Here is an 18234-nt window from a genome sequence, read left to right on the forward strand (position 1 = left end):
AAAATTGTCCTCCCCAAAGTGCAATTTGTATTTTTTGGTTTTTGTCTTACAAGTTAAAGTATAGGAGAGGAATATTAAGTAAGTATGTTGAAATTGTAAAGGGTTTGTAAATTCTAATAGAATACAAGCACAAACTTTTTTACTATTAATACATGGTGGGGTTGTAAGTCTATTTTCCTATTAATAGCGGTATACCGAGAATATAGTAGACAACCGCAAAAAAAGTGGTAGAATTTAAACAAGTCAGAATAAGGGGTAATTCTAATGAACCTGTGGATGAGAAAATTAATCGTTGCACTTATCGCCATTTTGACCCTTGGATTATATACGCCTACTTATTTAATTCCGGACGAGGATAATAATGAGGTTGTGTCTCCAGAGGTCCGTGGACAAAGCAGCTCGACTGCGCTCATTTCAGCCGAAGAAACACTTGATGAAACGGTTGAAGAAACAGATATTCTTAGTACCTTTACGGAAAAAGCGAAGTACCAAAGCTTGACCAAATTTGGCCCAAAAATCTCCGAAAAAGTTGTAGATGAGTTCACACAAGTGATTTTACCAAATATGGAACTTGCGTTAGCTTCAATTATAGAAAACGAAGATAATACCTACCTTGCAATCACAGAGGAGCCATCGGATGGGTATGGGGAACGGATATTTAATGTAACAAATTCCCTAACCAACGAGGCAATTGCTAAATTTCACGTCAGAAGAGAAAACAGACCACTTGATGGTTACTGGTTTAACTTCCATTATCACGTGAAGGCCGATAACTTCGAGAAGCATCATACTCTAGGTGAAATCTACTGGGATAAAAACACACCACCGAAATGGATGGCATAACTAAAACATTAAGGACCTCCTGTGATTAGGAGGTTTTTTTGGTGTTATTTTTTCTGGACCAAAAATACATGATGAAGAAAGCGCTCTTTAGCGGAGGAAATGTGCGAAGACTCCTGCGGGAGAAAGGGCCTAGGCGTGGCCCCGCAAGATCATGCACCTGCGTCTACTAGTATCGCTACGAAGAAGGTTTTCTCGGTGCAAGGTTTTTACATTTGCTCATATAAATTCGTTAGCTGCACATCTATTTCTTGTTGTGGATCATCTAATGGAAAAATACGAGCGGTGTTATTTTCATTAACCTGCTGGATATAGACGGCTTTTCCATTATACGTGACATGCTTCATCTCGGGTGATTGTGCAATCTCTTCTGCACGCATTCGATGCATTCCATTCTCCTCCTTATTAAAGAATAATCGGCCCTGTCTCACTTAATCCCTCTATATCGACCTCTTGTACGTGATTCATGGCGTCAAGCGGGAAAATTTTTGCTACGTCTTCTTGAACCGCTTGTAAATAAACCGGAATACCGTGATAGGTTACATTGACAAATACATCGGCATCGATAATTTCTTTAGCGCGATTTGGTTCCATTTTTTCCTCTCCTTTTGCTTTTCTCATATACCTATTGTCATCTTTTCAATTGGTTCTATGTGTGGCGAAAAAGGGGTTATTTGAAACAAATTTCCAATTGCCAATGCCAAGGTCCAAAAAAAAGCCCAATCAAGCGCTAATTCATCGCGCTATTAGGCAAGTATTCCAATTTGCTTTTCTTCTAACGATGCCTCGTATTCCTTCAAAAGGGTTTCGAATATGGCATTCCATGATTGGTTTAGGGCATGCTGTCTTCCGTTATACCCCATTTCTTTGCGCATATGATCATTGTCCACCAGCTCGGTTATGGCTTTTGCAAATTGCTGTGTATTATTGCGTTCGCACAACAGTCCTGTCACACCATTGTTTACAATCGATCGTACTCCACCCTCATTTGCACAAACTACCGGTGTACCACTTGCAAGGGATTCTAACACCACATTGCCAAATGTTTCGGTTGCCGATGGGAATACGAATAATTCTGCAGCGGCATAGACATCTGCTAGCTCCTCTCCATTCAAAAAGCCCGCCAATGTCATCTGCTCGGGTGCTTGTCGCGCTAACGCTTCTTTTTGTGGTCCATCTCCTACAACAATCCAATGAACATTTTCTCGGATATGTGCTGGTAATTGTTCATGGATGAGCGGTAGCAGCATAACATCTTTTTCAGGGGCTATTCGGCCAACATATAATAGGATATGCTTCTTGGTGATATGGTATTGTTCGCGTATCGCTACTTGCTGATTTCGATTCGGATGGAACAGTTTGCAATCAATTCCTCTCGACCATATCGCTAAATTAGTAAATCCATGCCGTTGTAATTGTTGCATCGTTTCCTTAGACGGGACAAAAATTTTACGTAATGGGCGATGAAACCAGCGCATATAACGCCATAATAGTTTTTTCAAAAACGGTACCTCATAATAGTCCAAGTACTTGTCAAAATCCGTGTGATAGGATCCGACTACTGGAATTCCTAACTTTTTGGCATAGTACAACCCACATAAGCCCACATTAAATGGTGTTGCAACATGAATGAGATCTGGTTGGAATTGTTGCAGTTCTTCTTTCACATGCAGCATATTGGGAAAAGCCATCCGACATTCTGGATAGAGAAAAAATGGCAAACTCTTCATGGCATAAATTTCACTGGTAAAATGTTGACCAGCGCTTTTTGGTGCAAACACTCGATAGTCAATCCCTTGTGCTTCCAAATAATCAATCAAGCGTTTTAATGTCATCGCGACGCCATTTACATCTGGTGCAAAGGTATCCGTAAACAAAGCGATTTTCATGTGCATTTCCCCCTACCGTTGTTTTTTTATAAAAACAGAAACAGAAAGTTATGCTTGATGATCAAAAACGAACTAATACCTGCAAATGAACCGAGTAGACTTCCAACAAGAATGTCGGTTGGATAATGTAAGCCTAAATAAACACGAGAGATTGCTACAATTATCCCTACTGGTAATAATAGAAAGGCTGTTAACGGATTCCATAACATAAACGGTATAATGACGGAAAAAATGGCTGTTGTATGACCAGATGGGAATGAGCAATCAACTAATGGATTATCGGTGACTTGACTGTTCTGTACTACTAAATAGGGTCGTTTACGTGGATACACTTTTTTCACAACCGCAACTGGAATATGGCTCACCGTAAGAGAAGCTGCACTTGCTAATGCAGTAAACTGCATTGCACCCTTAGTGAATACTAGTAATGCTAGTACAATGGAAATCATTAAACCCGCACCACCAAGATGGGTAGCATAGCGCAAGAATGCATTTAACCGCTTGTGATCAAAATACTGATTGATACATCGAAAATAACGACAATCTAATTCATACACTTGCTGAACGTATTTCATCACAACTCCTCCATTGGGGTTAGTAGGTAATGTAAATCAAGATGGCAGATAAGCAAACCGTTACTTTCATCAGTAATTTCATGTTCGCACCTCCACATTTTCTGTCTTCCTACCCCCAGTCTAGAGCAAAAAGATTAAGGAACTACAAACAGAATGTGAATTCCATGTAAATTTCCGAGGAAAAGATAGGCGTGTTTCCTCCCAAAAAAATAAACCAGCTATGATTATAGCTAGTTTTTTACATGACTATCGGTTAAAGGTTTCCCGAACAACTATTGTTTGCGTTATTTTTTCCTTTTTCACAGCAGCAAAATCACTTTCTTCTACTAAACCTAACTTAATCGCTGATTCTAATTTTTCGGTATCCGGGATTTCTTTTTCAATAATAAACTCTCTTAAATTTAGTTCAGCGAGCTTGGCGATTGTTCCTTGGTCATCGTAGGAGGTTGTGGTGCGGATCTGACGTTGGAGCTTATAATTCCCGCGCTGAATTTCTCCTTTTTCTTGTTTTCCAAACGACGTATCCAGTAATGCATGAAACTTCTTCTTTAATTGGGTCATTTCTTCCTCTACTGCTTTCTTCTGTCTATTCAATTCATAGTATCGCTTGATTTCCTCTTCCGTTACCGCTAGCACTTGTTCCATTTCGTAACTCCTTTGCATTTTAGTTGTTTATTCATTTCTATGAAAAAGTGCACGTCTTCATGCTAGAAATGGACAAGTTGTACGGAAGAAAAGGCGCATATTTTTCAGAATTACAGAATACAAATGGTGGATAAACAGTGGAGGTGGTCGGTGTGGGTCCAAAGATTATAAAGCGAGAATCATTTCAGCTTATTGGCTATCATCTGTTCACAAACCTAAAGGAAATGGCGGAGAAAAACGTTACCGAAGAGACTATCGCTAGGCTAATGGAAGTTGCCGGTACGATAGAAAATCGTGTTAGTGATCATATCTATTTGCTACAAATTTATCCGATGATGGAGGAATTCAATCCGTTAGAGGATCGGTATAGCCAAATTATTGGATTTGTGTCCGAGAATTGCAGGGATTTACCAGATACTACTATTCGTTACCACGTAGAAGAAAATCTGTATGTTCACTGGAAACATGATGGCGCCAAAGCAGATAGCTATAAAAGCTATGACTACTTGTATAATCAGTGGATGGTAGAAAATCGCTGTATTCCATTGGGATATGAAATAGAAGTCTGGAACCCCAAACAGCAAGATGCCCCCGTGGATATTTATATCGCCATCAGCAAACTAAATGGCGTCTAACATTTCTGTTTATAGCCCTTCTTGCCATGGTAATACTACTAACAACAAAGATACATCGAATCGCATTGCAATAGATCTTTACATTATGATAAGGAGTGTTCCAAATGAAAACACATCCCTACTGGAAGCTGGGTTTTTTCGCTCTCTTAGTTGTCTTACTCGCATTCCTACTTCTCACTAACCAAGAACCGACCGCAGTTACTGCCACCAATGAACCGGCAGAAACAACAAATTTATCAAATAAGCTGACAGAAATACTAGATGACCCCTTACTTGATGGGACAACAACCGGTGTTAGCGTACGGGATGCAGATACTGGTGCGCTTTTATTTTCCCATGCTGGTGATCATCGCCTACACCCAGCATCCAATATGAAACTACTAACGACCGTCGCAGCACTTGAGAAGCTCGGACCGGATTATCAGTTCACCACCGAGGTTTTAACAGATGGCAAACTGAAGGGCAATGTGTTACAAGGCAATCTGTATTTGAAAGGAAAAGGCGATCCCACACTTCAAAAAACCGATCTTGATCGCCTAGCTGCGGATTTAAATGCAGCCGGAATTAAAACAATCAAAGGAGACTTAATTGGGGATGATTCTTGGTATGATGATGTACGACTTTCCCAAGACTTGAATTGGTCGGATGAATCGTTTTACACTGGTGCACAAGTATCAGCACTTTCCCTTTCCCCGAACGAGGATTATGATGCGGGGACAGTGATTGTTGAAGTTTATCCAGGAGAAAAGCCTGGGGAGAAGCCGATTGTAAAGCTGATACCTGAAACAGATTACGTTACCATCGCTAATAATGCGAATACCGTTAACACAAATCATAGCAAAACAATAAACATCGAGCGGGAGCATGGCTCTAATACGATTGTCATCGATGGCGAAATCCCATTGCAAGGCTCTAGAGCACGTACTTGGATAGCGGTTTGGGAGCCAACTGGTTATGTACTAGATGTATTCCAAAAGTCACTTGCCCAACATGGTATGACGTTCTACGGCAATTCCACCACTACCATCGGAAAAACGCCAGCGAAAGCTACCGTACTCACATCTCGGAATTCCATGCCATTAAGCGATTTACTCATTCCATTTATGAAACTTAGCAATAATGGACATGGGGAACTATTAACGAAGGAAATGGGCAAGGTGATTTACGGCGAAGGAAGCTGGGACAGAGGATTGCAGGTCATTAAGGATGTGGTGACTAAATTTGGAGTAAACGGAGAATCTACCCTGTTTCGTGATGGCTCTGGAATGTCTCATAAAAATTTAATTCCAGCCAACAACCTATCCTATTTGCTGTATGCAGTTCAAGAAGCCGATTGGTTTCCTGATTTTAAACAATCATTACCAGTGGCCGGTAATGCCGAGCGAATGGTGGGCGGCACATTACGAAATCGGATGACAGATGGGTTAGCTGCCAATAATGTACTAGCCAAAACAGGATCCTTAACCGGCGTCTCCTCCCTATCTGGCTATGTGACCACGAAGGATGGCAAACGACTAACATTTTCCATTTTGATAAACAACTACTTAGGCAATTCCAGTACCATCACCGCAATAGAAGATAAAATCGCAACAGTATTAGCGAATCATGAATTTTGACCGACAAGATGATCCATTTGGGTCATCTTTTTTATCCCTATCCCGTTACTTTTTGTAACTTTGTATTAAAAAACAATCAATAGTAGTTGCAAATAAAACGGAGAGATGCTACTATATTCATGTTGAATTAAATTATATTGAATTCGAGATATATTATTTCGATTTTTACGAATAGCGTGTATCTTATGAATTCAATCGACTAAGAAAAATACAGAGGAGGAAATACAATATGTTAAAAATAGGTATTGTACTAGGTAGTGTTCGTGAAGGACGTAATGGGGAAGCTGTTGCAAAATGGGTTTTAGACTTCGCAAAAAACCGTAATGATGAAGGAGTAGAATACGAGCTAGTAGATCTTGCAAACTACAACCTTCCATTCTTAGGTGCTCCTTTAGCTGAAGCACAACAAGCAGACGCACAAGCAGCAATTAAAGGCTGGTCTGAAAAAATGGCTTCATTTGATGGGTACATCTTCGTAACACCAGAATACAATCACGCTGTAGGTGGCGCGTTGAAAAACGCATTGGATTTCTTAAATCCAGAAGTAAACAACAAAGCTGCAGGTTTTGTAGGATACGGAAGTCTTGGTGGCGTTCGTGCTCACGAGAACCTTCGTTTAATCTTAGGTGAGCTACAAGTTGCAGACGTACGTACTGCAGTAACCTTCTCCCTAATGGCTGACTTTGAAAACTTCAGCGTATTCAAACCAGCTGCTTACCATGCAGATAATGCGAATGGCATGCTTGATCAAGTAATCAGCTGGAGCCGTGCATTAAAAACAGTACGTTAAGTAAACGATTAAAAATCGCAATGCTGTCGACAGCACTGCGATTTTTTTACTTTCATATTTTACTTTAAGCTCGTTCTTTTAAATTCGTAATCTCTACCTCAAACTCACGGTGAAGATTATCCAGTGGAAATACCCTAGCCCTGTTATGAATTGGATCAACTTGTTGTAAATAAACCGGGGCGTCCTTATAATTTACAGCAATCAAATCTAGCGACTGAACAATTTCCAATGCACGTTTTCTGTCCATCTATAGCCTCCTTCATGTCATTTACGATTTAGTGCCGCTTACTCGGTAGCTGTTTCGTACGATTCGCACCACTCTGTCTTCGCCGATTTTGCTCATCCTTACGCTTACGTTCATTAAAGCGCGCAACAAAGGTAGATGTATCCTCCAAGAATATTCCTCCTTTTAAAATTTTCGTTAGTATAAACCTATGAACAGGAAAATATACGTGTAACTGAGAAATATTGCTAATTTTTTATGAATGTTTGAGTATGAAGTGCTTGTATCTGCGTAACCCATCCCCTCCGAAACAGAAGCTAATAATAAAAAGATCTCTCTGCACATGTGCAAAGAGATCTTTTCCCTTAAAATAAGTCTTCAAATACGTCAAACATGGTTTTCTTTTTCTTTTTTTTGTAGCCGTAATGACCATTTTTTGAATCATAGCCCTTTTGATAGTCATTTGGTCTGTGGTCAGGGCGATTTTCGTAATGGCGGTCATGGGAGTTAACTGTTTCTTCATAATATTTCCGGTCGTCTTTGAGACCTGCAGTGATTTTTTCTAATTCACCACGGTCTAGCCAGACACCTTTACAGCTAGGACAAATATCAATCAGAACATTTCCTTTTTGTACTTCTTTCATTCGTACATCATCACATATTGGACAATTCACATTAACCCTCCTCGAGTTCAAGTACATTTTCTTTTATAATTTGAATTTGTTTCAGACTTCTACCATCAACCTCTAACACCTTAAATCTCAGGTTTTCGCGAGCAAGCACATCCCCTTGCTGTGGGAACTGCGTGAATTCCGTTAGAAGATAACCAGCTAGCACATCCTCTTCCTCTGGAATATCCGTATCAAATATGGAATTCAGGCGATGCAAGGTAATTTTCCCATCACAGATTATTTCTGTTTCGGTTAATTTTTCAACTAGCTTTTCACTTTCTAAATCCATCTCATCTTCTATTTCTAACCCGATCATCGCTTCGATGATATCTTCGTGTGTTAGAATTCCTTCCGTTCCACCATACTCATCTAAGACAATCGCTAAATGCTTACGCTCACGGGTCATCTGTCGAAAGACCATCTCAATCGAATGAAATTCAAAGAACACCATTGGATCTAAGTCACAATACGATTCCAATCGTTTCTCTGGTTCAATCGACCAGCTAAGTAAATACTTCGAATGAAACACACCAATAATATTATCGATATCATCATCATATACTGGATATCGCGTATATTGGTTCTGTATAACAATGTCCCGCACTTCTTCATAGGTTGCATTGTGGGGTACGGCTACGATATCCATCCGTGGCGTTTTTAGAACGTCCTTTACATTTAAATTCTGAAAATCAAGTACTCCCTTGATGCGATAGGATTCTTCCTGTTTGAAAGTTCCTTCTGTACCCGCAATATCCACCATTGCTCGTAAATCCTCTTTGGAAATGGAGACATTTTCTTCCTCATCTTTTGATAAAAGCTTGATGATTAAACCTGTTAAACCATTTAAAAGTAATGTAAATGGCTTGAAAATAATGGTAAAAAATCGGATGACAGGGTAAACAATATAAGCAATTTTATCTGGAAATGCCGCAGCAACTGATTTTGGCAATACTTCTGATAACACAATAATTGTTACCGTTAAGATTGCCGATGCAATCGCCACATTCACACCATAATCCAGTGCCACCATCGTTACTAATGTTGGCAGGATGATATTTGCTATATTGTTCCCAATTAAGATAGCTGTGATAAATTCACTCGGTTTCGAAACCAAGTTCAATAGATTTTCTGATTTTTTATCATTATTATTCGCTTTTGTTTGTAATTTCATCTTATTGGCAGCTGTCAATGCTGTTTCACTACCCGAAAAGAAGAAGGACACAAACAATAATAAGATGATCGCAATGATCACTAGATAGTTCCCCCTTAAAATTTTACAAAACCTTTATATTATGGTTACTTCCATTGTATAAAATATAGAACTCGATTACACGTCACAACCTTTAAAATGGGCGAAAAATTCCTCAGAGATGCTCAAAGAACATGCGAATAACATCTGCTCCGCCAACAAAGGTTCCGATCGAACTACCGATGTTGGAAAAAATAACAACAAGTAGAACACGGGTAACTTTATTGTTCCAAAATCCTTTGAAGCTATGGACGTCCTCGGATAATGTCTCAAAATCTCGTACGCTAGGTCGCTTAAAATAGGCTTGTACAAACCCAGCAAACCAACCGGCTGCAAGAAATGGCTCGAGTGACGTAATCGGTGCCGCTATAAAAGCCGTGAGTACTGCTAATGGATGCCCAAATGCAATTAAAGTTCCAAGTGCTGACAAGGATCCATTCCACAGCACCCAGCTCATAATTTGCGCAACTCCAGCCTCTGCATTGGTCATTAGTGTGTACACAATTAGTCCAATAATAAGGATTGGAATAGCCCAGCCAATTAGTTTTGGTGCTTTCGATTTAGGTGGAAGCTTTGCCAATTGTTTTAAATCGTGGTCCTTTTTGATTTGCTCTTTAATACCAGGGACATGGGCTGCACCTAACACAGCAACTACTTTATCTCCTGGCGCTTGCTTAATTTTCTGGGCTAAATATTGATCACGTTCATCAATAAGTGGTTTTTTTAACTTCGGGAAGCTCTCGGTAAACTCCTGCAGCATGGAATCAATCATGTCTTGAGACTTCATTTTTTCTAATTCTTCTTCACTAATACTTTCTTTTGTGAATATCCCAGCTATTACTTGTGTTAACAGCATCGCTTTACCCTTTAACCCAATTCCACGCCATATCCGGGAAAATGTCACTTGAATGTTTCGATCGGCCAAGACGAGATTGGCATCTATTTCTTTTGCAGAATCAATTCCTTGAATCATTTCTTGACCAGGGTTTATTCCAAATTGGCTAGCCATCCGCTTTTGAAAAGAAGAAATGGCAAGGTTCATTAATAGTAGTGTCGCTTGTTTGTTTTTGATTACCTTAAAAATATCGGTATCTCGCCACTTACTGCCTTCGGTAATAGATTTATAGCGTTGCTCGTCCAATTCCACGCAAACTGAATCAGGCTGTTCTGCTTCGATTACCGCTTTTACTTGTTCCGCACTGTTTTTCGATACATGTGCAGTACCAATTAAGATGATTTCTTTCCCATCCATCTCTAGCCTTGATATATTCTCTTCCGACATAGCGTACCTTCCTTTTTGTAAACATCTATAGGTTAATAATAAACTAGTTTGGAATAAAATAGAATAACTTTAACATTATATGCAAAACAGACTAGGACATAAGTATTTTATCAAAGGCAAAATCCGAACAAACTATAGTGTGGGTGCGAATACCCTCCTCGGGAATATACTTCGCCAGGGTAGTGCTGTTCGGTTTTCAATTAATTGATTGATATACTTATTATCCCAGCCTGTTTCTCTTGGTTATTACATAATAGCCTCTTATTTTACAATCTCTGTCATCGGAAGGTAGTTCATGCGCCATTGTAGCCACTGACGCTCTCTTGTTTTCCTCGGTAAAAATTGTCTAATGTCATCAATGTGAAAGCCTACTTGAAGTCGTTTTTCATCAACCATTATCGGACTTCTCAGTAGCCTTGGATGTTGATGAATTAATTCCAACAGCTCTTGTAATGGTAAGGAATCAATATCCACATTTAAATCTTTATACACTTTGGAACGAGTGGAAATAATCTCTTCTGTCCCATCAACTGTACGACGTAAAATTTGTTGTAATTCTTGTACGGTTAGTGGTTCTTTAAGAATATTACGTTCCACAAATTCTATATTATATTTTCGAAACCATTCTTTTGCTTTTCTAGTAGATGAACATGCTGCTCCATAAATCATAACAGTCATTGACCATTCCCCATTTCAATTCAAATTTGAAAACTTAGTGTGCTACTGTTGCACATGTTTTTTAAAGGTTTCAATAAAATGCATTGGAGAAGATTTCACAGTATAGGAGTAAACCCCTCTAATCGTATGTAGGTAAAGAAGACCTGCACCTTCTTCACCAATTTTCCGATAGGATATATCTAGTACTTTTTCGATTGGAAACTCACGGTGCTTGCTCGTGATTTTATCATCATATAGATGCAAATAGCGTTTATGCTCAATATCCATTTGTTCTATGCTTGACACCTTTCGTTCCATCTTTATATATTCCTGCTTCGCTAGCAATCCCACGAAATCCCTCCAGCTATTTCAAGCTTATTCATCATCCATAATGCGATTCTCTTCTTCTAAGAATCGAATAAAATGATTCATCGAAAGCGCTGGTTGCGCTTTTATCGACTTAATGTAACGTTCTTTTGTTGTATCTGTCACAATGTCACTTTTTGATATTCGTTTTACAATGAGCGCTTCACTTACCTTGACTAGTTCTCTTCGCTGCAGCTTCGCTTCCTTTGATAATGCGAAACCAAATGCTCCTAATATCGCATATAGAATCAGCGCAACGGTTGACTTCGTCTCTGGCATAATCACGAGCATTAACACCAAATTAATGAGTGAAAATACGATTAGCGGAAATGACCAGAACGAATACTTCGATACTTTTTTAATAAAAGGTGATAATGCTTCATTTAGCTTATCAACTTCCTTTTTTATAGAATTCGGCATATCAGTTATGGGTAAATTCATTTTCAGTCCCACCTTTTTTAATGTTGTCTTTCACGAAAAATCATAATGTATTTGATTAGCTCCAGTAGTGCAATCAAGGTGCTTGCAACATATGTTAGTGCTGCTGCATTCAGCACTTTCCCTACGCCTTTTTCTTCTTGATTGGTAATCATCCCAAGTTCCAGTAGCTTATCCTTAGCACGCCTGGATGCATCAAATTCAACTGGTAATGTCACAAGTTGAAATAACACCGCTGCAGCAAAGAGAATGATACCTATGCCAATTAGATTTGCCCACTGTAGCAAAATGCCACCAATAAGTAAGAATGGCGCTAATTGGGAGCCAATATTCGCAAACGGGACTAGTTTATGACGTAGCACTAACATCGAATAGTGATTAGCATGCTGAATGGCATGACCAACCTCATGCGCTGCAACCGCAAGTGATGCTAACGAGTTCCCGCGATAAACTGGCTCTGATAAGCGAACTACTTTGGCAGTGGGATCATAGTGATCTGATAAGGCACCTCTTCGAGTAAGTTCAATTCGAACATCGGAAAGTCCCTCATGATCCAATATTTTTCTCGCAACTTCTACACCCGTCATACCAGACGATGCGCTTAACTTAGAGCCTTTACGAAAATTCCCTTGTACTCTCGATTGTGCCCACATCGCAAGTATAAAGGCGAGTATGATTAGAAAATCCATTGGATGAAAGAACATGTTGTATTCCTCCTAGATGTTGCATGCTTCCAGTATTGTTATAAGGCTAACCATTACCATCCCATTTTTATACACCTAGTCATGGATGTTTATAGTAATACGAATTAACCTTGTGTTTTGTTGCACAAATTACTAACTATTTTTGGATAGTTTTCTTATTATAGGATTAGTATACAAATGAATTATGAACTGAATATGAACTAAAAAAGGACCACCAACAAAATATTGGTAGTCCGTACATTATTGATTTATTGGGATCTTTACGGTGAAGCAGGAGCCTTCTCCCTCTTCGCTTTCGACATCGATACTGTATCGATGTATCGTAAGGATTTTTTTCACAATCGATAAGCCTAATCCGTTTCCATCAATCGACCGGTTCCTTGAGCGATCAACCTTATAAAATCGTCCAAAGAGTTTTCCAATTGCTTCTTTAGGAATTCCAATGCCATTATCTTTCACAAGCACACGAATCCGACTGGTTGAAATTCGAAGCGCAACATCAATTGTTCCACCGTTATCGGTGTATTTTATGGCGTTTGTTAGTAAATTTAACCACACCTGTTCCATTAAATCCTTGTCTGCAAAAATTTCTACCGGTTCCAAATCAAGATTTACGGTAATATTCTTCTTATGCCACTGTGGCTCTGTTGTTAAGACCGATTTACGAAGTTGTTCATCCAGTCGATACGAAGTTGGGTGGTATGGATGGTGCTCTGAATCAAGGGAAGCAATACGTAATAAATTATCGCTAAGACGCGACATCCGCTCGATTTCCTGATAGATAATCGTTAAATATTCCTGTTGATGCTCCTTTGGAATCACATCATCCATAATAGCCTTAGTAAATCCCTTGATTGACGTTAGCGGGGATTGTATTTCATGGGAGACATTGCTCACGAAATCCGCACGCATTGCATCAATTTTTTCAATTTCAGCCGTCATATGGTTAAAGCTATCAATTAACTCGCCAACCTCGTCCTGGTTTTTCCCGGGCTTTCGTTCAACGCGCACGGAAAAATCCCCTTTCGCAATTTTTCGTGCTGCATGTGTTAATTTTCGAATCGGATTAACCAAATAAGTGGACGCTAAAAAGATAAGCAAGCTTCCAACGACTAGAACCAATACTAATGACATAAAAATTCCTTGGCGGACATCCTCGTACTCGTCCTCATAATCGATTCTGGTCAACAACACGTACTCTTCACCCATGACCACCACTGGAACTCCGACAATTCTTGCTGATTCTTGCTGTTTATCCACAAGCACGACTGGGTCTTGGAAGGAGTGTCGCATAATTTCTTCCAAGTCTGATTGATTCACCTCAATCTTTGTCCCTGCTTTTTTTTCATATAATATCTGTTCCCCATTAGTTATCATGACATCAAAGTCAACATCTTCAAAATCATTCATGAGCTTCGGGATATCTTCTGGACCAACCAGTTGAACAATTTCTGCTAATCCAATAGATATTTTCGATAATTCCTCTTTAAAGATTTCCTCCTGCTCCAAGGAAAATGGTGTTAGGATATAGGAAAAGCTAATACTGACAAGCACAACTCCGATGAATGTTCCTACAATTTTTAAATACAAGCTTTTAACCATGAATTGCCTCCAAACGATACCCTAATCCCCTAACCGTCGTAATCGTCATCTCTTCAAAGATTTCCAATTGCTCTCGCAGTCGTTTAATATGGACATCTACCGTACGTTCATCCCCCTCATAATCATATCCCCAAATCTTCTCGATTAATTGGTTGCGCGTGAATATTTTTCCTGGTGAGCTTGCGAGCACTGATAGTAATTCACATTCTTTCTTTTTCAACGAAACCATCTTGTCCTCTGCTCTAACGGTGAGCTGATCTTTATCGATTGTAATTGCACCTAATTTAATCACATTTTCTGTCCCTATGCGGTATCGCTTTAGTAGCGCCTCCACCCGCAGAATAAGTTCAACAGGGTCAAAAGGCTTTACCACATAATCATCCGTTCCCGCCCGGAATCCCTTTACTTTATCTTGTGATTCTCCTTTTGCGGTTACCATTAAAATAGGAATATCCAGAAAAGACCTGATATCCTCCGTTAATTCATACCCATCCATCTTCGGCATCATTACATCCACAATCGCTAAATCTGGTGAATACTTTTCCAATATCGTTAAGGCTTCCTCGCCATCCCCTGCTTCTAACACATTGTAATGACTATTTTCTAAGTACAGCCGTATCAATTTGCGGATATGGCTATCATCATCAACTACTAAAATAGTGGTCATGTCACACTTCACGTCCTTTATACAGTAAGCATTTCTAAAATCAGTTTAGCGTAGGAATACCCCACCGTAAATCCACAACTCTTATCTTGTCATATTTCATTAAAATAGCATCAATATTTTTCCAGATAACAACTAATACTATGAACAAATAACAGAAAGAGGTGACTTACATGAAAAACATCTTTGTAAAATTACTAGTTGCGATTTCCTTGTTACTTGTACTTGCAGCTTGTAACACAGATGATGCCAATAATGATAAGAATACAAACACAAATACAGACGATACCATTTCTAGCATCAGCACCGACCAATCTAGTGGAGATTACCCACATACACAGCCAATCAAGACACAGGATGCCAAGTATAAATTTAAAGCAGTAGAAAAAGCCCCAAATCAAGGGCAACAAAATCAAGGTAATTTCCAAATTCCGCTCGGTGATCATACACCAAATACAAACAATACACCGAATACCCAACAGGGGAAAGGTCAACAGCCTCAGCAAGGGCAGCAACAACCTCAGCAGCAAGGAGATTATTCGTTAAGCGAATTTGAAAACGATGTTGTCACATTAACCAATCAAGAAAGACAACAAGCAGGGCTATCTATTCTACAGGTTGATAACAGCTTAAGCGGTGTTGCAAGGGAAAAATCAAATGACATGCAGCAGAAAGGCTATTTCTCCCACACAAGCCCAACATACGGTTCTCCGTTTGATATGATGCGTGACTTTGGCATTACCTATCAATCCGCTGGTGAAAATATTGCGCAAGGACAACAAAGTCCTGAAGAAGTGGTCCAAGCCTGGATGAATAGCGAAGGGCACCGTGCCAATATTTTAAATGGTGATTTCACGCATATTGGTGTTGGATATGATCCAAGTGGCCACTATTGGACGCAAATGTTTATACGAAAATAGCTGCAGGAGAGCACTTCTTGAGAGGTGCTCTTTTTGTTCGGTTTCAACCAGTAGTTGAATTTAGTGAATGCCCGATTCAACCAATAGTTGATAGGCTTACGGTAATCTCCTATGCTATTCTTAATGTAACAGGGCGCACTGTTCATTCTAATGTGGAGGTTATGGTATGTTAAATACGCAATTAATCGGTTCATATATTTCTAAATTACGTAAAAGAAATGATTTAACACAAGTAGAATTAGCAGAAAAACTAAACGTCAGCCACCAAGCTGTTTCCAAGTGGGAAAAAGGTGACTCCATCCCCGATGTTGGGACATTGATTGCATTATCAGAGGAATTTAATTGCTCGGTTGATGCCATTCTTAACGGCGGCGAAGAAGACTCTACCCTAAAAAATATAGGGGCATTGGTTCACAAAGTAGCAGCTGAACAATCCGATGAAGCCGCAGAACTCCTCAATAATGGCGAGACAGATATGGAGGGATTGGTTTCCATTGCTCCTGTTTTAAAATCAAGTTCAATTGGAAAAATCACGAGAAATCTTGATGAAATTTCATGGGAATATGTCACACGACTTGCTCCTTTTCTTGATGAAGAGACCTTAGAATTATTGTTCCAAAAAATTAGTACCGATGATGCTTACTCGTGGGATCATATCGTTCAATTAGCTCCGTTTCTCAATCGGGACTCACTTCTCCAATTAATAATGGACCAAAAAGAATCCATTAGCATCGACCAGATTGCGCGGCTTGCACCGTTTCTTGGCAGAAGTAGAGTTGATGAAATAATTAACCAAACACCAGTAGAGGATATTCCTACAAAATTATTAGTTCGACTTGCTCCTTTTGTTTCTAGAGAATTGTTACACGGTCTGCTCGATAAACTAACTGATGAACTGTCACTCGAAAAATTTCTAGCGCTTGTGCCATTTCTTGGTCGGGAAACCGTTGACAAGCTGTTGAAAGAACAGGATATCACGAAAATTGATTCCAAACGCTTAACGCGACTCGCACCATTTGCAAGCAGAGAAGTCATTGGGGAAATTGCAAGCACTTTGGAAATTGACGATGCATCCTTACTGAGACTCGCTCCCTTCCTAGATCGTGAAACATTAGGTGCTATGGTGGGAAAAGCAGATTTGGAGAACATTAGCCCATCTGCCATTGCACAATTAGCACCATTTTTAGATAAAGAAGCATTAGCAAATTTAATTCGTACGATCGCTAAATAGCCGAAGAGCCAGGGGCATAAGTACTTTTGACAAGATAAAATCCGGAATTGCGCGTAGTACCTTCTTCGGGAATATACCCCGCTGAATTAGTATACTGTTCGTAATTTTATCTTTTCATTCTACTTATTTCCCAAGCTCTTCTTTTTTTCAAAAGAATACCCTCATCATTTCTTCCTCGCCTTGATAATAAATGTAACGGGAACTAGTTTTGCTTTTTCCACAGAGTACCATTTATAGCGATCTCCCTCTGGAACAACCTCTGGTAATGCGACATCATCGATAACACGTTCCATTTCAAATCCCGCTTCAATAAGTGTATTGATATACGTACTTAATTTCCGGTGGTGAATGATTACTGATTTATGCCATGCTTCATTATATTCCGGTCCTTCTGTTACATAAGACTGCTCAAAGCGATACCCCGAATCTGTTGGTTTAACACGGTCATGCATCGGATGCTCCCAACTGAAAACCAATCGTCCTCCTGGCTTTAAATAACGATGTATATGAGTCAACGTTTTAGCTAAATCGACTGTCCATCCAAGTGCATAAATAGAATAGGCAATATCAAAGTAATCAGATGGAATGCCTGGATTTACTTCCATCGGTGATTCAAATAGTGTTACTGGAGGCGACTGACTATGTAATACTTCACGGGCTGTCTCAATCTGTTTCGTGGTTAGATCTAGTCCCCAAAGCTCCTTAGCACCTTTATCTCCCATGTATTTTAATGAATGGCCGCTCCCACAGCCAATATCCAACACCTTCTTATCCTGAATTTCGCCAAACAATTTAAGTTCGTCCTCAGTCGGAGCAAATGGACCGAATTCAGGAAGTGCCGCTCTTCCGAAAAACCGTTCCGCGCTTTGCTCCCAACTTGCTTTATTCATCGATAGAATCGCTTTTGTATCCATTTCTATTCCCCCAAATAATTTGTCATGACGTTTGCTTGAATTATGAAAATTATAATTTTTATGAAGCCAAATTACAATGGGATTCTTACTACTAGTAGTACTTTAAATTATAGCAACACAAATGTGAGGAGGGGGATTTTGGGAGGATTTAATTTTGGCGATATGCTTGTACAATTAGTTTTTCTCGGCATTATTATACTAATTATACTTGTAATCATTGGACTTATCCGTTCGAGTATAGAGAGAAGAAAACAGATATGGCGGATGGAGGAAAAAATCAATTCGCTGACTAAACATGACCCTAAGGATTAGGTATAAGTTAC

24 protein-coding genes are annotated in these 18234 nt (G+C 39.4%); 7 read left to right on the plus strand and 17 right to left on the minus strand.

Annotation, left to right across the window (positions count from 1 at the left end; genetic code table 11):
• The first annotated feature begins 264 nt into the window (after window positions 1-264).
• On the plus strand, window positions 265-843 hold the full coding sequence (locus tag JF53_RS13820; protein WP_047980313.1) for a YpjP family protein: 579 nt from the start codon (window positions 265-267) through the stop codon (window positions 841-843).
• 206 nt (window positions 844-1049) lie between these two features.
• On the opposite strand, the gene JF53_RS13825 is transcribed toward JF53_RS13820, so the two are convergent.
• The 5 genes from JF53_RS13825 to JF53_RS13845 all read right to left on the minus strand — a co-directional run bounded on the left by JF53_RS13825 (window position 1050) and on the right by JF53_RS13845 (window position 3949).
• The gene (locus JF53_RS13825) at window positions 1050-1229 is read right to left on the minus strand and encodes an H-type small acid-soluble spore protein (protein ID WP_047980312.1); all 180 of its coding nucleotides are present in this window, start codon (window positions 1227-1229) and stop codon (window positions 1050-1052) included.
• A gap of 16 nt (window positions 1230-1245) precedes the next feature.
• On the minus strand, window positions 1246-1434 hold the full coding sequence (locus tag JF53_RS13830) for an H-type small acid-soluble spore protein (protein WP_047980311.1): 189 nt from the start codon (window positions 1432-1434) through the stop codon (window positions 1246-1248).
• Window positions 1435-1586: 152 nt separating this feature from the next.
• Window positions 1587-2729, minus strand: a complete 1143-nt coding sequence (locus JF53_RS13835) for a glycosyltransferase family 4 protein (RefSeq protein WP_047980310.1) — start codon at window positions 2727-2729, stop codon at window positions 1587-1589.
• 26 nt (window positions 2730-2755) lie between these two features.
• Entirely contained in the window at window positions 2756-3304 is a 549-nt protein-coding gene (locus tag JF53_RS13840; protein WP_047980309.1) for a phosphatase PAP2 family protein, read from the minus strand.
• 246 nt (window positions 3305-3550) lie between these two features.
• Window positions 3551-3949 carry a hypothetical protein gene (locus JF53_RS13845; RefSeq protein ID WP_047980308.1) on the minus strand — a complete coding sequence of 133 codons (399 nt, stop codon included), beginning with the start codon at window positions 3947-3949 and terminating at the stop codon, window positions 3551-3553.
• Between the two features lie 152 nt (window positions 3950-4101).
• Between JF53_RS13845 and JF53_RS13850 the strand changes: the two genes are divergently transcribed.
• From JF53_RS13850 to JF53_RS13860, 3 genes are all read left to right on the plus strand, one after another.
• Complete coding sequence (locus tag JF53_RS13850; protein ID WP_047980307.1) at window positions 4102-4584, plus strand: GyrI-like domain-containing protein; 483 nt, start codon at window positions 4102-4104, stop codon at window positions 4582-4584.
• A 104-nt stretch (window positions 4585-4688) separates the two neighbouring features.
• The gene (dacB, locus tag JF53_RS13855) at window positions 4689-6200 is read left to right on the plus strand and encodes a D-alanyl-D-alanine carboxypeptidase/D-alanyl-D-alanine endopeptidase (protein ID WP_047980306.1); all 1512 of its coding nucleotides are present in this window, start codon (window positions 4689-4691) and stop codon (window positions 6198-6200) included.
• 229 nt (window positions 6201-6429) lie between these two features.
• Window positions 6430-6990 carry an NADPH-dependent FMN reductase gene (locus JF53_RS13860; RefSeq protein WP_047980305.1) on the plus strand — a complete coding sequence of 187 codons (561 nt, stop codon included), beginning with the start codon at window positions 6430-6432 and terminating at the stop codon, window positions 6988-6990.
• 64 nt (window positions 6991-7054) lie between these two features.
• On the opposite strand, the gene JF53_RS13865 is transcribed toward JF53_RS13860, so the two are convergent.
• The 11 genes from JF53_RS13865 to JF53_RS13910 all read right to left on the minus strand — a co-directional run bounded on the left by JF53_RS13865 (window position 7055) and on the right by JF53_RS13910 (window position 14849).
• Window positions 7055-7237, minus strand: a complete 183-nt coding sequence (locus tag JF53_RS13865) for an H-type small acid-soluble spore protein (protein ID WP_047980304.1) — start codon at window positions 7235-7237, stop codon at window positions 7055-7057.
• 28 nt (window positions 7238-7265) lie between these two features.
• Window positions 7266-7385 carry a DUF4023 family protein gene (locus JF53_RS17550; RefSeq protein ID WP_157052529.1) on the minus strand — a complete coding sequence of 40 codons (120 nt, stop codon included), beginning with the start codon at window positions 7383-7385 and terminating at the stop codon, window positions 7266-7268.
• Between the two features lie 193 nt (window positions 7386-7578).
• Window positions 7579-7887, minus strand: a complete 309-nt coding sequence (locus JF53_RS13870) for a TFIIB-type zinc ribbon-containing protein (protein ID WP_047980303.1) — start codon at window positions 7885-7887, stop codon at window positions 7579-7581.
• Between the two features lies 1 nt (window position 7888).
• A complete protein-coding gene (locus JF53_RS13875) occupies window positions 7889-9136 on the minus strand; it encodes a hemolysin family protein (RefSeq protein ID WP_047980302.1) in 1248 nt (415 codons plus the stop codon).
• 112 nt (window positions 9137-9248) lie between these two features.
• On the minus strand, window positions 9249-10415 hold the full coding sequence (locus JF53_RS13880) for a TraB/GumN family protein (RefSeq protein WP_047980301.1): 1167 nt from the start codon (window positions 10413-10415) through the stop codon (window positions 9249-9251).
• A 261-nt stretch (window positions 10416-10676) separates the two neighbouring features.
• Window positions 10677-11093 carry a Spx/MgsR family RNA polymerase-binding regulatory protein gene (locus JF53_RS13885; protein WP_047980300.1) on the minus strand — a complete coding sequence of 139 codons (417 nt, stop codon included), beginning with the start codon at window positions 11091-11093 and terminating at the stop codon, window positions 10677-10679.
• Between the two features lie 42 nt (window positions 11094-11135).
• Window positions 11136-11423, minus strand: coding sequence for a hypothetical protein (locus tag JF53_RS13890; RefSeq protein WP_083443639.1), 288 nt, complete (start codon window positions 11421-11423; stop codon window positions 11136-11138).
• A 24-nt stretch (window positions 11424-11447) separates the two neighbouring features.
• Window positions 11448-11879: a DUF5392 family protein gene (locus tag JF53_RS13895; RefSeq protein ID WP_047980299.1), complete on the minus strand. Its 432-nt coding sequence runs from the start codon at window positions 11877-11879 to the stop codon at window positions 11448-11450.
• A 17-nt stretch (window positions 11880-11896) separates the two neighbouring features.
• Window positions 11897-12580: a zinc metallopeptidase gene (locus JF53_RS13900; RefSeq protein ID WP_047980298.1), complete on the minus strand. Its 684-nt coding sequence runs from the start codon at window positions 12578-12580 to the stop codon at window positions 11897-11899.
• 240 nt (window positions 12581-12820) lie between these two features.
• Window positions 12821-14182 (minus strand): sensor histidine kinase, encoded by a 1362-nt coding sequence (locus JF53_RS13905; protein ID WP_047980297.1) that lies wholly within the window; start codon window positions 14180-14182, stop codon window positions 12821-12823.
• The gene (locus JF53_RS13910; protein WP_047980296.1) at window positions 14175-14849 is read right to left on the minus strand and encodes a response regulator transcription factor; all 675 of its coding nucleotides are present in this window, start codon (window positions 14847-14849) and stop codon (window positions 14175-14177) included. The genes JF53_RS13905 and JF53_RS13910 overlap by 8 nt, the downstream gene beginning before the upstream one ends.
• A gap of 170 nt (window positions 14850-15019) precedes the next feature.
• Between JF53_RS13910 and JF53_RS13915 the strand changes: the two genes are divergently transcribed.
• The gene (locus JF53_RS13915) at window positions 15020-15766 is read left to right on the plus strand and encodes a CAP domain-containing protein (protein WP_047980295.1); all 747 of its coding nucleotides are present in this window, start codon (window positions 15020-15022) and stop codon (window positions 15764-15766) included.
• 166 nt (window positions 15767-15932) lie between these two features.
• Complete coding sequence (locus tag JF53_RS13920) at window positions 15933-16997, plus strand: helix-turn-helix domain-containing protein (RefSeq protein ID WP_053071855.1); 1065 nt, start codon at window positions 15933-15935, stop codon at window positions 16995-16997.
• Between the two features lie 164 nt (window positions 16998-17161).
• Here the strand turns inward: JF53_RS13920 and JF53_RS13925 are convergent, their stop codons facing one another.
• Window positions 17162-17911, minus strand: a complete 750-nt coding sequence (locus JF53_RS13925) for a class I SAM-dependent methyltransferase (RefSeq protein ID WP_047980294.1) — start codon at window positions 17909-17911, stop codon at window positions 17162-17164.
• A 138-nt stretch (window positions 17912-18049) separates the two neighbouring features.
• Between JF53_RS13925 and JF53_RS17555 the strand changes: the two genes are divergently transcribed.
• The gene (locus JF53_RS17555; RefSeq protein WP_157052530.1) at window positions 18050-18223 is read left to right on the plus strand and encodes a hypothetical protein; all 174 of its coding nucleotides are present in this window, start codon (window positions 18050-18052) and stop codon (window positions 18221-18223) included.
• The last annotated feature ends 11 nt before the right edge of the window (window positions 18224-18234 follow it).

The sequence above is a fragment of the Ornithinibacillus contaminans genome (assembly GCF_001038425.2).
In the GTDB taxonomy this organism is placed as follows: domain Bacteria; phylum Bacillota; class Bacilli; order Bacillales; family Amphibacillaceae; genus Ornithinibacillus; species Ornithinibacillus contaminans.

Excerpts from the sequence above, each read along its gene's own strand:
- JF53_RS13820 (WP_047980313.1), top strand. The coding sequence starts at position 265 with ATGAACCTGTGGATGAGAAAATTAATCGTTGCACTTATCGCCATTTTG.
- JF53_RS13825 (WP_047980312.1), bottom strand. The coding sequence starts at position 1,229 with ATGCATCGAATGCGTGCAGAAGAGATTGCACAATCACCCGAGATGAAG.
- JF53_RS13830 (WP_047980311.1), bottom strand. The coding sequence starts at position 1,434 with ATGGAACCAAATCGCGCTAAAGAAATTATCGATGCCGATGTATTTGTC.
- JF53_RS13835 (WP_047980310.1), bottom strand. The coding sequence starts at position 2,729 with ATGAAAATCGCTTTGTTTACGGATACCTTTGCACCAGATGTAAATGGC.
- JF53_RS13840 (WP_047980309.1), bottom strand. The coding sequence starts at position 3,304 with ATGAAATACGTTCAGCAAGTGTATGAATTAGATTGTCGTTATTTTCGA.
- JF53_RS13845 (WP_047980308.1), bottom strand. The coding sequence starts at position 3,949 with ATGGAACAAGTGCTAGCGGTAACGGAAGAGGAAATCAAGCGATACTAT.
- dacB (WP_047980306.1), top strand. The coding sequence starts at position 4,689 with ATGAAAACACATCCCTACTGGAAGCTGGGTTTTTTCGCTCTCTTAGTT.
- JF53_RS13860 (WP_047980305.1), top strand. The coding sequence starts at position 6,430 with ATGTTAAAAATAGGTATTGTACTAGGTAGTGTTCGTGAAGGACGTAAT.
- JF53_RS13865 (WP_047980304.1), bottom strand. The coding sequence starts at position 7,237 with ATGGACAGAAAACGTGCATTGGAAATTGTTCAGTCGCTAGATTTGATT.
- JF53_RS13880 (WP_047980301.1), bottom strand. The coding sequence starts at position 10,415 with ATGTCGGAAGAGAATATATCAAGGCTAGAGATGGATGGGAAAGAAATC.
- JF53_RS13885 (WP_047980300.1), bottom strand. The coding sequence starts at position 11,093 with ATGACTGTTATGATTTATGGAGCAGCATGTTCATCTACTAGAAAAGCA.
- JF53_RS13895 (WP_047980299.1), bottom strand. The coding sequence starts at position 11,879 with ATGAATTTACCCATAACTGATATGCCGAATTCTATAAAAAAGGAAGTT.
- JF53_RS13900 (WP_047980298.1), bottom strand. The coding sequence starts at position 12,580 with ATGTTCTTTCATCCAATGGATTTTCTAATCATACTCGCCTTTATACTT.
- JF53_RS13905 (WP_047980297.1), bottom strand. The coding sequence starts at position 14,182 with ATGGTTAAAAGCTTGTATTTAAAAATTGTAGGAACATTCATCGGAGTT.
- JF53_RS13910 (WP_047980296.1), bottom strand. The coding sequence starts at position 14,849 with ATGACCACTATTTTAGTAGTTGATGATGATAGCCATATCCGCAAATTG.
- JF53_RS13915 (WP_047980295.1), top strand. The coding sequence starts at position 15,020 with ATGAAAAACATCTTTGTAAAATTACTAGTTGCGATTTCCTTGTTACTT.
- JF53_RS13920 (WP_053071855.1), top strand. The coding sequence starts at position 15,933 with ATGTTAAATACGCAATTAATCGGTTCATATATTTCTAAATTACGTAAA.
- JF53_RS13925 (WP_047980294.1), bottom strand. The coding sequence starts at position 17,911 with ATGGATACAAAAGCGATTCTATCGATGAATAAAGCAAGTTGGGAGCAA.